Origin of the sequence: Vibrio sp. FF266, from assembly GCF_041439695.1 — a bacterium.
Lineage (GTDB): Bacteria > Pseudomonadota > Gammaproteobacteria > Enterobacterales > Vibrionaceae > Vibrio > Vibrio tasmaniensis_A.
This window is the reverse complement of the sequence record NZ_JBGOOO010000012.1, coordinates 14,169-27,612: the sequence shown is the minus strand read 5'-3', so window position 1 is coordinate 27,612 and position 13,444 is coordinate 14,169. Positions and strand designations below refer to the sequence as shown.

The following is a 13,444-nucleotide window of genomic DNA, read 5'->3' as shown; positions in this document are numbered from 1 at the left end:
GGCTATTCGCACTTATGCGATAGCACTTGCTGCATTTGAATCTAGGAACCACTCTGTCTCACCAGTTTTAGACTGGATTTTCGCTGCCGGGTAAGGCAGTTCTGAAGCAGGAGTTGTATGAATTTCTTTAACGATCTCAACTTTACCTGCACCCAGTACTAGGTAGCTGATTCGTTTTGCTGCTTCTAAAACTTTCGCTGTTTTAGAAACACGGATCTGGCCCGACTCTGGGTGAGAAGCTAATACAGATAGGTTCTCATCTTGGTAGTCAGTTACACCCGGGAATAGTGAAGCTGTGTGGCCGTCTGCGCCAACACCTAGCAGAATCCAATCGAATACAGGCGTGCCGTTTTCTGTTGGAATCACGTCTGCCATTTCTTTCGCGAAACGCTCTGCTTCCGCTTTTGGCTCATCTTCACCACGGATACGGTGGATGTTTTCAGCAGGAAGGTTCACGTTCGAGAAAAGTAGCGCGTTCGCTTCGCCGAAGTTGCTTTCTGCATCATCAGGTGCAACGCAACGTTCGTCGCCCCACCAGAAATGAAGGTTATTCCATTGAATGCCTTCTGCGTATGGCGCTTGAGCTAAAAGCTTGAAAAGCATTTTTGGCGTGCTGCCACCCGACAATGAAATGTGAACAGGCTTGCCCTGCTCGCTGTAAGCTTTCATTTCGTTTGCTAGGTTTTCAACGACTAATTCAGGCGTTGCAAAGATCTTGTGATTGATCATAGTTCGCAGTAATCCGTATCTGTTAAGTTTTTGCATGGGAAACGCCATGCGCGGCCATCACGCTGCAGAAGCTCATCGGCTTCTTGTGGGCCCCAAGTACCACAAGCATAGCCAAAGAGTGCTTGAGGGTCTTGCTTGAAATCTAAGATCGGTTGAACGTACTTCCAACATGCTTCTACTGCATCGGTACGTGCAAACAGAGTCGCATCACCGTTCAGTGCATCAAGAAGAAGACGCTCATAAGCCGTTAGCATCTGAGTCTCAGGCAGATCAGAGTAAGAGAAGTTCATTTTCACTTCTTTTGCTTTGAAACCTGCACCTGGCTCTTTCAAACCAAAGCTCATCTGAATACCTTCATCCGGTTGGATACGGATAATCAGTTTGTTCTCTGGTGCATCTTGACCAAACACTGGGTGTGGTGTGTTCTTAAAGTGAATCACAATTTCAGTCACACGTGTTGGTAAGCGTTTACCCGTACGTACGTAGAAAGGAACACCATTCCAGCGCCAGTTATTGATGTGTGCTTTAAGACCAATGTACGTTTCAGTACGAGAGTCGTCTGCGACACCATGCTCTTCACGGTAACCTAGTAAGTGCTGACCACGAACATCTGATGCTGTGTACTGACCTAACACTAAGTCTTTACGCAAATCATCTTCTTCTAATGGTTTCAGACACTGAAGTACTTTAACCACTTCATCACGAATAGAATCTGCATTGATTTGAGCAGGTGGCTCCATACCAACCATTGCTAGCACTTGTAGCAGGTGGTTTTGGAACATGTCACGAACTGCGCCAGAACCATCGTAGTATCCGCCACGTTCTTCAACGCCAAGGAACTCAGCACCTGTGATTTCAACGTATTCAATGAAGTTACGGTTCCACAGAGGTTCAAACATCGCGTTTGAGAAACGAAGCACTAGAAGGTTTTGTACCGTTTCTTTACCAAGGTAATGGTCGATACGGTAGATCTGGTGTTCTTGGAAGTGATGATGGATCTCTTCATCCAGCGCTTGAGCTGATGCTAGATCGTAACCAAATGGCTTCTCAATAATCAGACGACGCCAGCCGTTCTTCTCATCGTTTAGGCCATGTGCAGCAAGGTTTGCTGGAATCACACCGTAAAGGCTTGGCGGGGTTGCCAAGTAGAACAATGTGTTATGGTTTTCGAATTGGTAGTCTTGCTCAAGCTTATCCAGACGTTGTGCTAGACGAGCGTAATCGTCTACATCTGAAGTGTTGATCGCTTGATAATGCAGATGTTCAATAAATGCATTCAGCGTCTCTGGCTCAGTTTTTTCCATTTCCTGAAGAGACTTCTTCAGCTTCTCACGGTAAGACTCGTCGCTGTACTCAGTACGGCTCACTCCAAGAATCGCAAAGGATTCTGGAAGTTGATTGCTAGCATACAGGTGGTACAAAGCAGGAATTAACTTGCGGTAAGTTAGATCTCCCGACGCACCAAAAATAACGATGCTGCTGTTTTCAGGTATTACCATCATCTTTCCTATAAAAACAAGGTTTTTAGTATTCGCCAAAGGTATCAGCGACATACGAAAATAGATAATAGGTCTTGGCTATTACATCAATAGCGAGTGCCTATTACACTTGAGAATGCGTTTGGTAAACGAGGGTGAAAGCTATCACCTCTATTCGGGACAGTATTGTCTATGACTATTTGATTTACATCAACCACTGTGAAAGCAATCGATTAAATATTGACTCATTTCGAACAAATTCTAATCGATAGTTCCGTTCATTTGACCCGAGGGAGAAGCAAATCGGCATTCTCAAACAGTGTAGTCAAGAAAGAACGGTATCTGGTCGGTGGAGTAAGCAATAGGAAAGGGAGAAAAAGGTAAAACCAGCTTATTCAACTGGCTTTATATTTATTTTGATGGTGTCGTGTTTATCTTTGCGCTTTGTTGTAGCAGCGCTCCGGACGACCTACGGTGCCGTAATTTAAGTCCGCGACTAACTCACCAGTGGTAATCAAAAATTCTAAATAGCGTCTGGCGGTGGTTCGGCTAGCACCAATTCGTTCTCCGGCTTCATCGGCGGTAATATTAACGGCATCAGCTTGCTGAAAAATGGCTCTGATCTTATCCAACGTTACGCCATCAATGCCTTTCGGTAAGGTTGATACTTTTCCAGAGTCCGCTTTGGCATTGGCTTGCAGCATCTTATCAACCAAACCTTGATTCAAATCCGACACACTTTCAAACTCTTGCTGTTGAGATTGATACTTTTTCAGTGCCGCTTCCAAACGAGGGAACATCACAGGTTTCAGTAAGTAGTCGACGACTCCACCACGCATCGCCTGTTGCAAGGTGTCGACATCTCGGGCAGCAGTAATCAAAATCACATCACATCCCTGATTACTACCACGAACGTGGTTCAAAATATCAAGTCCGCATCCGTCCGGTAGATACACATCCAATAAAACCAAATCAGGCTTTAAGATGTCCAATTGCATTAATGCTTCAGACTGTGTGGTCGCAATCCCGACCACATCAAAGCCTCCCATCTGTTCTAAATAACGATGGTGAAGCTCTGCAATCGCAATATCATCTTCAATGACCATGACTCTCGTGATTGCGTTCATTTATGTTCTTCCTTTAACCATGCTTTTTCCGTCACGATGATCTTCGCAAGATCGCTTCGTGCTTAATTATTGTTCTTCTTTTGGCAGATAAACCGTCATTCGCGTGCCAAAATCATGGTTGTCAACCATTTCTAATTGCCCTTGATAACGATCTGCAAGTTGCTTAATGAGATACAAACCAACACCTCTGTTCTGCTTCGCTTTGCTCGATACGCCTTTTTCGGTGAGTGCTTTGGTCGCCAAGTCTTTCGGCAAACCACAGCCCTTGTCTTCTACTTCTACGATAATTTCATTGCCAAAATCGCTGATCGACACATCGATTACGCGACGAGCTGGTGCTAATGGCCCTTCTTGTTTAATTGCCATCATGGTGGCATCAAACGCGTTATCAATCAGGTTGCCAAGAATCGTCACGACATCCTCTGCGTTTAACCAAGCGGGTAATGCCTCAAGCCTTGACCCCTCTTCAACTTTAAGCTCCAAACCAATCTCTCGAGCTCGCTCTGTTTTGCCTAAAAGCATGCCTGCAATCAATGGATCTTTCACCGTCTCTCTTAAGAACTCAATTAAGCTCTGGTAATGAGCGGTTTCTTGACCAATCAATTGTTGAACAGAGTCCAGCTCGCCCATCTGAATCAAGCCACTAATGGTGTTTAGCTTATTTTGATGCTCATGGGTTTGCGAACGCAGTAGATCAGCATACTCTTTGGTTTGTGAGAGCTGGTCTGTTAAATCGTTGATTTCATCTCGCAATCGGAAGCTGGATACCGCCCCAACCACCTCACCAGCCACTATAATTGGGCTGCGATTAGCAATGATTCGCTTATTGTTCAGGTACAGCTCAACATCATGATCAGTGTCACCCGTTGATAACAGCTGCTCTAAATCACTGCCCACCAACACATCTGATAGACGTTGCTGATTGAGTGCTTTATCTCTGTCTATCGATAAAATATCGCAGGCACTCTTATTAATTGAACGCAAAATACCGTTCTTATCGATACTTAAAATGCCCTCTTTCACAGTACTCATAGTCACATCAAGTTCTACGTATAAACGGCCAATCTCTTCTGGCTCAAAGCCTAAAATAGCACGCTGAAAACGACGAGATACATAGCTTGAAATCACAGCATTAACCGCAACCACCAGCAAGGCCATCACAATCAAAAAGGCTAAGTAAGGTTCAATTCGATCTTGTAAAGAATCTAAGAGGTAGCCAACCGACACTACACCAATCACATTGTCGTTTTGGTCTTTTACGGCAGATTTACCACGGACAGAGAAGCCAAGTGAACCTTTAGCCGTCGACACATAAGACTCGCCCAATATCAACGCTTTTTGGTTATCGCCACCACGCATTGGTTTACCGAGCCTGTCATCATAAGGGTGAATCAGGCGGATACCTTTATCATCTCCCACAACGATAAACGCCGCACCAATGAGTTGGGTAAGGTTACGAAACTTAACTTGGGTTTCTTCAGACAGAACGTAGGGAACGCCGTTAGGATCCAACGTTCCATTTTCTTGAATAATGCTGGTGACAAGTGGCGATTCAGATAGAAATTCAGCAACACCTAACGCTTTCAAACCCATCTCTTGCTCTTGAGATTGTTTGATGTAGTAAAAACCAGCACCTGAGAGTATCAAAAGCTCAACAAGGCCAGTGACCGTCATGATAATCAGTAACCTTTTACGGAAACTGATACTGCTCCATTTCATATTCCACCGTCCCTAGTGTTAGACGAATGATGTTAACACTAAGTTAACCGCATGACCTTTCTAGCTATGCGAATTTGTGACTGTTACTCAACTAAATAATTGAGCAGATTGTTAATTGATAATCCTTTACGTTATTCATTTCGATTAATCGTTCATTTTTAGAACGGATTAGCTTAAAAAGCAAAGTAAACGAATAAACATTGAGCTAGATCACTAAGCTTTTAGGTGTTTTTTAGGTTGTTTAAAATAAATACAATTATAATAGTTGCATATGAAGAAGTTCGTTGTTGCCAAGCCATTAGTCATCATTTTCAGACCGCGCTTTAAACCGAAATTTAGATTAACAAAAAGACAACAACCCTTCACTCACTGGACGTATCTATAACTAAAAGTTGCACGCTCGTCGTTACGATTGTTGAACAGACAGGTTACCTACCTAACCTCATTCATAAATCTCTATTTACGCGACAGGCCAGTAGACAACTCAAAGGTGACTGATAAATCAGCGCCCAATAATAAAACATTGATGAGCAGGAAGTATCGATCAGTGGCAACGTCCGATAGAAACAGGATAAAAAACATAACGTATAAACATTGTTGAAAAGGAAACCAGGCAATGAAACGCGATAACTTTGGAATTTGTCTTACTAAGACTATGCTGTTCAAACACTTACAATCGACTTTTACTCATGTAAGAGCCTATGAGAAAGACGGAACCTCTCCTCCTGATCTCAAGGTATTGTTAGCGTTCCCGCAAATGTCAGGTAGAGATTTATTACAAACAATGCAAGGTTCAAGACAATTGGTGTGGCGCGCCGATCACCATTGTCCTAGCTTTAAATAAGCCACTTCATTTTGTAAGAACACTTCTATACTGAACTTAAAGAGCACGCTTTGTCGCGCTCTTTTCGTTTCAGTGATCTTTGTTGCTCGCATCACGTATTTTATTACATTAACTTAACGAGTTATGAGGGTTTATAATCCTGTGAGACAATCATCTCAAGACAAATGACTATCACCCTGTTAGCATTAGAGCTAATACTCTAAATGGTATTTAATGCAGATGACCAAACCAAAATTCCGACACCTTGCGCTCGCCAGTATGCTTCTCGGCACATTTGCTTCGCCAGTTTTCTCTGCCCCGCTCACTTTTTCTGAAGCGTGGCAAATATTGCAAGAGAACAACAACTCACTTGCAGCTCAACAAGCTAACGTCGAGCGTTATCAACACCTTCAGAATTCAACAAGCAGCCTTAATCTACCTTCGATCACCTTGGGGGCTAACTACACGCACCTTGATAGTGATGTGACGATTAATGACAAGCAATTTGCCGAAAGCTTAAGTGGTGTCAACCCTCTACTTGCCCCACTCTTTTCTAAGTTGGGTGGAATCACTTCAACCATAACCGAACAAGACATCTTCAGCTCTTCCATCCGTGCTATTTGGCCTATCTTTACAGGCGGACGAATTACCGCTGCGCAAACTGCTGCCGAAGGTAAAAGCGAAGAAGCGCAAAGCCAACTGCTGATGGAGAAACAGGCTCGCTACGAAGACTTAAGTAAATATTACTTCTCGGTGATCTTAGCGGAAGACGTCGTGAGAACACGTCAAGCCGTTGAAGCTGGCTTAACTCAGCATCGTGATTTCGCCATCAAGCTTGAACAGCAAGGACAAATTGCTCGAGTAGAACGTCTGCAGGCGGATGCTTCTTTGGATAAAGCCGTTGTTGAACGAACCAAAGCGCAGAACGACCTCAAAATTGCTCAATTAGCACTGACTCAGATCCTTGGTCAGAGCCAAAGTGTCGAACCTTCAGAACAACTCTTTATCAACAAAAACCTGCCTCATATGGACGTATTTGTTGATCAAACCCTCATGACCTACCCAGGCCTTAAAATCCTTGAAGCAAAAGAGAAACAAGCGAGTAGCTTGATCAAGGCTGAAAAAGGCAAATACTACCCAGAAGTTTACCTTTACGGTGATTACAGCCTGTACGAAGATGACTCGCTAGCCAGTGAAATGAAACCCGATTGGTTAGTCGGTATTGGTGTGAATGTACCGCTACTTGACACGTCAGGTCGTTCCGACAAAGTCGCTGCCGCTCATAGCGCCGTGTCTCAAGTCCAGTTTCTTAAGTCGCAAGCCAAGCAAGACTTAACCGTTTTGGTACAAAAGACCTATCTTGAAGCAAACCAAGCAATTGAAGAAGTTCAAAGCCTCAACTCAAGTCTGTCTTTAGCTCAAGAAAACCTTTCACTTCGTAAAAAAGCCTTCACTCAAGGGTTATCCAATTCGTTAGAAGTGGTTGATGCTGAGCTTTATCTTGCAAGCATTAAAACACAGCAATCTGCTGCTCGATTCAAATACCTAATTTCTCTTAATAAGCTGTTAGCACTCACCAGTGAAATGAATGCTTATTCAAGTTACTTAACGTCTTCTGTCCCGTCTGACTTCGATTCAAAAGCAGACACCGCTAGCCAGTCAAAAGGATAATTCATGAAACCTATTAAGCCATTTATTCTCTCTCTGGTTGGTATCGGCATTATTGGCTGGGTTGGATACAGCTTTTACCAAGCGTACCAACCACAGCCTGTTAAGCTTCAAGGTCAAATAGATGCGCAGCAATACAGCATCTCATCGAAAGTACCCGGCAGAATTGATGAAATATTCGTGCGTAAAGGCGATTCGGTTGAAAAAGGCGAATTGATCTTCTCCCTACTTAGCCCAGAAATTGACGCTAAATTAGAGCAAGCAAAAGCCGGTCAAAAAGCCGCTGGTGCATTAGCAAAACAAGCAGAGAATGGCGCGCGTACTCAGCAAATCCAAGCCGCTAAAGACCAATGGTTGAAAGCCAAAGCAGCTGCCGATCTCATGGATAAAACTTACCAACGTGTAAACAACCTTTATAACGATGGCGTGGTTGCCGAGCAAAAACGTGATGAAGCCAAAACACAATGGCGAGCAGCGAAATACACCGAAAGCGCTGCGTTCCAAATGTACCAATTAGCACAAGAAGGTGCGCGTGACGAAACCAAAGTCGCGGCAGCTCAAAAAGCATTAATGGCGGCTGGCGCCGTGGCAGAAGTTGAAGCCTACGCAAAAGACACGCAGATTCACAGTTGGTTTAGCGGTGAAGTGGCTCAAGTACTATTAAGTAGCGGTGAGTTAGCTCCTCAAGGTTTCCCTGTTGTGACCGTAATTGACACTAAAGATGCATGGGCGGTGCTCAACGTGCGCGAAGATATGTTGAAACATTTTGAGAAAGGCAACCAATTTGAAGCGTACCTTCCAGCTCTGGATAAGTCGTTAACCTTTCAGGTTACTCATATTGCCGTAATGGGTGATTTCGCGACTTGGCGTTCAACAGACGCAGCACAAGGCTTCGACTTACGCACTTTTGAAGTAGAAGCGCACCCTGTCGATACCAAAGAAACACTGCGTATGGGCATGAGCCTAGTGGTTGAGCTTTAGGTGACGTATGTCTGCTAACTTTCGCTCTATAAGCTCTCGATCTACAGCCTCGCAATCTAGAGGCACGCAATCACCGGAGCATCATAGAGCGAAGAATACCTTGCTTAGGCAGTGGGCGATTGTCCGCAAAGACAAATGGCTGTTGTCTTGCCTAACTTGGATTCCGTTGCTTCTTGCTGCCAGTATCTGGCTGATTTTTTTACAAGGGATCGCTCGCGACTTACCGGTTGCGGTTGTCGACCTTGAACACAGTCAAATCTCGCAACAGTTCACGCGCCTTGTTGATGCGTCACCTACCCTACAAGTGACTCAGAAATACAGCTCGGCGAGTGAAGCGGCTAAAGCGATGATTGAACGCGATATCTATGGTTATGTCGTGATACCAAGACACTTTGACCGAGACCTTTTCCTAGGCTTGAACCCGCAAGTGTCCGTTTTCTATAACAGTCAATTTATCTTGATTGGCAAACTGGTGAACTCGGCTCTGTTGCAGGCTCAAGGAACATTCAACGCGCAACTCGAAGTGGTTAAACAGCTTTCACACGGTGATACCACGGTACAATCTGCATTGGGGCAAGCGGTAACGGTACAAAGCCAGATTACGCCACTGTTTAACAAGAACACCAGCTATGCTCAGTTCTTAGTGTCTGCGGTTATTCCGGCTCTATGGCAGATCATGATTGTGGTGGGCACGATATTGGTTTTGACGGCGAACGTTAGAGCTCGTGGTCTTCATGCTTGGTTATCCAACGCCCCGATGAAATCACTAACATCAACACTAACGCCCTACCTTGTCTTGTTTTTGATGTTTGGTATCGCGTTTAGCTTTTGGTTCTATGTCCTCTTAGACTGGCCGTTTAACGGCAGTTTTGTGGCACTGACCGTCGCCCAACTGCTTACCGTCATCAGTTGTATCATCATGGGTTGTTTGTTTTTCTTCTTAACGCTTGATCCAGCAAGGGCGATGAGTTTCGCTGGCGCCTTTACAGCACCAAGCTTTGCGTTCATGGGCATTACTTTTCCAGTCACCGACATGAACACGGCAGCGCAAATCTGGAGAAGCTTATTGCCCGTGAGTCACTACATCGAAGTACAAACAGCACAATCCAGTTATGGCGTGAGCGCAGCACATTCGCTGATCAGCCTCTCCTCTATGTTGTGGTATGCAGTTCCTGCTTTCGTGGTGATGTTATTAATTAAGAAACACTTGGCACAGTCAGCTTTGTCTGCACAAACGGCTTTATCTACACAAGCGGCTATATCATCAGCACAGCCAGATACATCAGCACAACAAGGAGTAAAACGATGAGCTTTACTCAACTACTCAAGCAAGAACTGTTAGCGGTACTGTGCAACCCTGTTGTACTTCTTACGGTATTTGGTGGTGTGTTCTTCTATTCATTCTTGTATCCGTTGCCTTACGTAAACCAAGTTCCTCAACAGCTTAAAGCTTCCGTTGTGAACTTGGATAAGAGCCAAAGCAGCTACCAGTTAGAAAGAATGGTAGATGCCACATCTCAAATTGACTTGGTACGCCGTGACTCCACCATTGCCGATGCTAAGCAAGCTGTTCTTAATCAAGAGATTGGTGGGTTCATCGTCATCCCAGAGAACTTCTATAAAGACTTGCTCCTAGGTAAGAGCCCTACGCTTTCTTACGCAGGTGATGCATCTTACTTCTTAGTCTACGGAACCATTGTTGAAGGGCTTGCCAAGGCAGGCGGCACGTTAGCTGCACAAGTTAAAGTCAGTCACTTGTTAGTTGAAGGTGTGCCGTTAGAATCCGCAGCCAAAGGCTACAGTGCATTCAGCTTGAACCTAAAACCAACCTTCAATAGTCGCATGGGCTACATTGATTACGTGGTTCCAGCCGTCTTTGTGTTGATCCTGCAACAAACCTTAGCCATGGCTTCTGGTTTAGTTGGCGCGACCCAAAACGCTCAATCGACGTTTGGCTATTGGAGTAAGACCTCTCCAGCGAAACTGATACTTGCTCGCTGCTGTACCTTAGTCGGCATATATTACTTGTTGTCGATGTACTACTTCGGCGCGAGCTTTTCGATGTATGGCATTAACCTACTTGCCTCCACAACAAACATTTTGACCTTACTGCTACCCTTCTTATTGGCTAGTTGTTTGATCGGGATTTTTATTGGTGAGCTAGTGCCAAGAAGAGAGTTAGTCACGGTTGTGGTGTTAATCAGTTCAATGCCGCTGATCTTCTCTTCAGGTTTTATCTGGCCTGTTGAAATGATGCCTGAATGGTTAGTACTGCTGTCACAGTTATTCCCAAGCACACCCGCTATCCAAGGTTTTTTAGCGCTCAATCAGATGGGGGCATCTTGGCAAGAGGTAGCGTCTCAATGGACATTGCTATGGATACAAGTCGCTCTATGGGGCTCGTTACTCGCACTTAAGCTTTACCACAAATCGAGTAAACGTATCATTGGCTCTGTTTAACTCTAGTCTCTATTCGTCAGGCACTAAACCTCACGCTCATTGAAACCATTGACGAAGCTCTGATAAAGGGCTTTTTTAATGTCTTTTAGCTTGATTACATCTTCAGCTATCAATTGTTTAAACACCTCCCCAAAACATATTGAACATTAAAACTCGCCGACTTCCCTATGCACCTCCACTATCATTCACCTTAGTTCATGCTATAACAGCTACTGCATATGCCTTTTCCAACCTAAAAAATGCCTGCTTATTCCCAAATAATGACAAAACCCGAACAATTGTAAATTTATTGTAAAAAAATCTTTGATGGTATTATTTTTGTGTATAGGATTATCAGTAGGACTTGGCAGGCCGAATGCCATAGTCTAATTGGTGCACATACCAAAAGGATATCCATATAAAGCAAGATCAGTACTCATATTTATTTCATTTTTCGACCTAGCTACAGCCGTTTATGTTGCCGTCGAATTGCAATAAATAAGTCGCTGAAATGTAAAAAATCAAATAGAAAAAACACAACAGAAACAAACATAATTTAATAAAAAGACAGGGAAAACCATGAAAAACATACGTGAATTATTTTTTGGGTTTATATTATTATTTAGTTCCAGTGCATTTGCAGAAGAAGGATCATTTAATCAAGCTATCAGTAACTTAAGTCAAAGTGTTGATGGTTTTTTCAACGAATATACAGGTTGGTTCGTTGGACTGATATTTAAAAGCGTACCGGTAGGTGAAGCAAACTTCCCAATTATTGTTGGCTGGTTACTGCTCGCTGCGATCATCTTTACTGTTTACTTTGGCTTTGTTCAATTTAAACGTGTCGGGATGGCCATAGACATTATTAAAGGTAAGTACACAGACCCTAACTCCAAACACGAAGGGGAAGTTTCTCACTTTCAAGCGTTAACAACCGCGCTTTCTGGAACTGTTGGGCTTGGTAATATTGCCGGTGTGGGTGCTGCACTCGCAATTGGTGGTCCTGGTGCAACATTCTGGATGATCTTGTGTGGTCTTCTGGGTATGGCGTCTAAGTTCTGTGAGTGTACCTTAGGTGTGAAATACCGAACTATCCTACCTTCAGGTGTCGTTTCCGGTGGTCCCATGTACTACCTAAGCCAAGGTCTTGGTGAAAGAGGGTTGGGTGGACTAGGTAAAGCCCTTGCTATTGGTTTTGCATTAATGTGTATTTTAGGCGCATTGGGCGGCGGTAACATGTTCCAAGCTAACCAAGCACATGCCATGTTAACTTACGCATTCGATGTACCAAGTGAATACGGTGTCATCACAGGCCTTGTACTCGCCGCTTTAGTTTTCTCTGTGATTGTTGGTGGTATGCCTTCTATCGCATCGGTAACGGAAAAAGTTGTTCCTTGGATGGCTGCTCTGTATATCGGTATGGCTCTGATTGTTATCGGTTCTAATCTTGATCAAGTGGGTCCTGCGTTCAGTGCAATCTTTACAGGTGCGTTTACTGGCGAAGGTGTGGTTGGTGGATTCATTGGTGCCTTAATCCAAGGTCTAAAACGTGCAACGTTCTCAAACGAAGCAGGTGTAGGTTCAGCAGCTATCGCTCACTCAGCGGTTAAAACAAAAGAGCCAATCACTGAAGGTCTAGTATCACTATTAGAACCGTTCGTTGATACAGTCATCATTTGTACAATGACAGCCTTGGTTATCACTATCGCTGGTCTAAATACAGGTCCATTCGATGGTTCAGGCTTAACGGGTGTAACGCTTACTGCTGCATCGTTTACTGAAACGGCAGAAGTGTTCAAATACACACTCGCTCTAGCGGTAATTATGTTCGCGTTTTCTACCATGATCTCTTGGTCGTACTACGGTCTTAAAGCGTGGACTTACCTATTTGGTGAAGGCAAAACAACGGAACTGATTTTTAAAGTGATGTTTTGTGTGTTTGTTGTTATCGGTGCGACGATTCAGTTTGGCGCGGTAATCGACTTCTCTGACGCAGCTATCTTTGCGATGTCTATCTTCAACATTCTTGGCTTGTACTTCCTAATGCCTGTTGTGAAGAAAGAACTGCAATCATTTGTTGCTCGCGTTAAATCTGGCGAAATAAAAACTTACGAAAAATAGTGACTCGTCAATAATTTATTGTCGAATAACACTGTTCTAAAAATTTTTGTAAGACCCTTTGCTTGAGAAAGCGAGAACAGTATTGCAACGTACAAAATCCCTACAGGCTGTGCTTGTAGGGATTTTTTATGTCTGAATTTTCTTGTTTAAGCCGCCGTTCAGGATCTTGGCTTACTTGTTTACGATCCAAGACTTCTTCTACTTCAATCATTTCTCGTTGCGCCAATGCCGAATTACAATCATCAAAGCAATAAGCTACGGTACAAGTCTCGCACAGATATTCAGGCATCGCTCCATCCTTTGTCCTTTGTCCTTTGTCCTTTGTCCTTTGTCCTTTGTCCTTTGTCCTTTGTCCTTTC

Annotated in this window: 11 protein-coding genes; 6 read left to right on the top strand and 5 right to left on the bottom strand. The window is 43.9% G+C overall.

Annotation, left to right across the window (positions count from 1 at the left end; translation table 11 throughout):
• Nucleotides 1–12: 12 nt before the first annotated feature.
• From pgl to ACED59_RS11365, 4 genes are all read right to left on the bottom strand, one after another.
• On the bottom strand, nt 13–729 hold the full coding sequence (gene pgl, locus ACED59_RS11380; RefSeq protein ID WP_012603788.1) for a 6-phosphogluconolactonase: 717 nt from the start codon (nt 727–729) through the stop codon (nt 13–15).
• A complete protein-coding gene (gene zwf, locus ACED59_RS11375; protein ID WP_029222938.1) occupies nt 726–2,228 on the bottom strand; it encodes a glucose-6-phosphate dehydrogenase in 1,503 nt (500 codons plus the stop codon). Before zwf ends, pgl begins: the two co-directional genes overlap by 4 nt.
• 410 nt (nt 2,229–2,638) lie before the next feature.
• Nucleotides 2,639–3,334 (bottom strand): response regulator, encoded by a 696-nt coding sequence (locus ACED59_RS11370; RefSeq protein ID WP_017063807.1) that lies wholly within the window; start codon nt 3,332–3,334, stop codon nt 2,639–2,641.
• A 66-nt stretch (nt 3,335–3,400) separates the two neighbouring features.
• A complete protein-coding gene (locus ACED59_RS11365; protein WP_198928820.1) occupies nt 3,401–5,008 on the bottom strand; it encodes a sensor histidine kinase in 1,608 nt (535 codons plus the stop codon).
• 661 nt (nt 5,009–5,669) lie between these two features.
• On the opposite strand from ACED59_RS11365, the gene ACED59_RS11360 reads away from it, so the two are divergent.
• From ACED59_RS11360 to ACED59_RS11335, 6 genes are all read left to right on the top strand, one after another.
• Complete coding sequence (locus tag ACED59_RS11360; RefSeq protein ID WP_017099084.1) at nt 5,670–5,897, top strand: hypothetical protein; 228 nt, start codon at nt 5,670–5,672, stop codon at nt 5,895–5,897.
• Nucleotides 5,898–6,110: 213 nt separating this feature from the next.
• Complete coding sequence (locus tag ACED59_RS11355; protein WP_371704944.1) at nt 6,111–7,547, top strand: TolC family protein; 1,437 nt, start codon at nt 6,111–6,113, stop codon at nt 7,545–7,547.
• 3 nt (nt 7,548–7,550) lie between these two features.
• On the top strand, nt 7,551–8,525 hold the full coding sequence (locus ACED59_RS11350) for an HlyD family secretion protein (RefSeq protein WP_017099086.1): 975 nt from the start codon (nt 7,551–7,553) through the stop codon (nt 8,523–8,525).
• A gap of 7 nt (nt 8,526–8,532) precedes the next feature.
• The gene (locus ACED59_RS11345) at nt 8,533–9,834 is read left to right on the top strand and encodes an ABC transporter permease (protein ID WP_371704943.1); all 1,302 of its coding nucleotides are present in this window, start codon (nt 8,533–8,535) and stop codon (nt 9,832–9,834) included.
• Entirely contained in the window at nt 9,831–10,985 is a 1,155-nt protein-coding gene (locus ACED59_RS11340; RefSeq protein WP_371704942.1) for an ABC transporter permease, read from the top strand. Before ACED59_RS11345 ends, ACED59_RS11340 begins: the two co-directional genes overlap by 4 nt.
• A 558-nt stretch (nt 10,986–11,543) precedes the next feature.
• Nucleotides 11,544–13,085 carry a sodium:alanine symporter family protein gene (locus tag ACED59_RS11335; RefSeq protein ID WP_009846571.1) on the top strand — a complete coding sequence of 514 codons (1,542 nt, stop codon included), beginning with the start codon at nt 11,544–11,546 and terminating at the stop codon, nt 13,083–13,085.
• Between the two features lie 100 nt (nt 13,086–13,185).
• Here ACED59_RS11335 and ACED59_RS11330 read toward each other — a convergent pair whose 3' ends face one another.
• Nucleotides 13,186–13,374, bottom strand: a complete 189-nt coding sequence (locus tag ACED59_RS11330) for a hypothetical protein (protein WP_012603781.1) — start codon at nt 13,372–13,374, stop codon at nt 13,186–13,188.
• Between the last annotated feature and the right edge of the window lie 70 nt (nt 13,375–13,444).

Bases quoted from the DNA above. Each gene is read 5' to 3' on its own strand.
- ACED59_RS11370 (WP_017063807.1), bottom strand. From the start codon at position 3,334: ATGAACGCAATCACGAGAGTCATGGTCATTGAAGATGATATTGCGATT.
- ACED59_RS11345 (WP_371704943.1), top strand. From the start codon at position 8,533: ATGTCTGCTAACTTTCGCTCTATAAGCTCTCGATCTACAGCCTCGCAA.
- ACED59_RS11360 (WP_017099084.1), top strand. From the start codon at position 5,670: ATGAAACGCGATAACTTTGGAATTTGTCTTACTAAGACTATGCTGTTC.
- ACED59_RS11335 (WP_009846571.1), top strand. From the start codon at position 11,544: ATGAAAAACATACGTGAATTATTTTTTGGGTTTATATTATTATTTAGT.
- ACED59_RS11350 (WP_017099086.1), top strand. From the start codon at position 7,551: ATGAAACCTATTAAGCCATTTATTCTCTCTCTGGTTGGTATCGGCATT.
- zwf (WP_029222938.1), bottom strand. From the start codon at position 2,228: ATGGTAATACCTGAAAACAGCAGCATCGTTATTTTTGGTGCGTCGGGA.
- pgl (WP_012603788.1), bottom strand. From the start codon at position 729: ATGATCAATCACAAGATCTTTGCAACGCCTGAATTAGTCGTTGAAAAC.
- ACED59_RS11340 (WP_371704942.1), top strand. From the start codon at position 9,831: ATGAGCTTTACTCAACTACTCAAGCAAGAACTGTTAGCGGTACTGTGC.
- ACED59_RS11330 (WP_012603781.1), bottom strand. From the start codon at position 13,374: ATGCCTGAATATCTGTGCGAGACTTGTACCGTAGCTTATTGCTTTGAT.
- ACED59_RS11365 (WP_198928820.1), bottom strand. From the start codon at position 5,008: ATGACGGTCACTGGCCTTGTTGAGCTTTTGATACTCTCAGGTGCTGGT.
- ACED59_RS11355 (WP_371704944.1), top strand. From the start codon at position 6,111: ATGCAGATGACCAAACCAAAATTCCGACACCTTGCGCTCGCCAGTATG.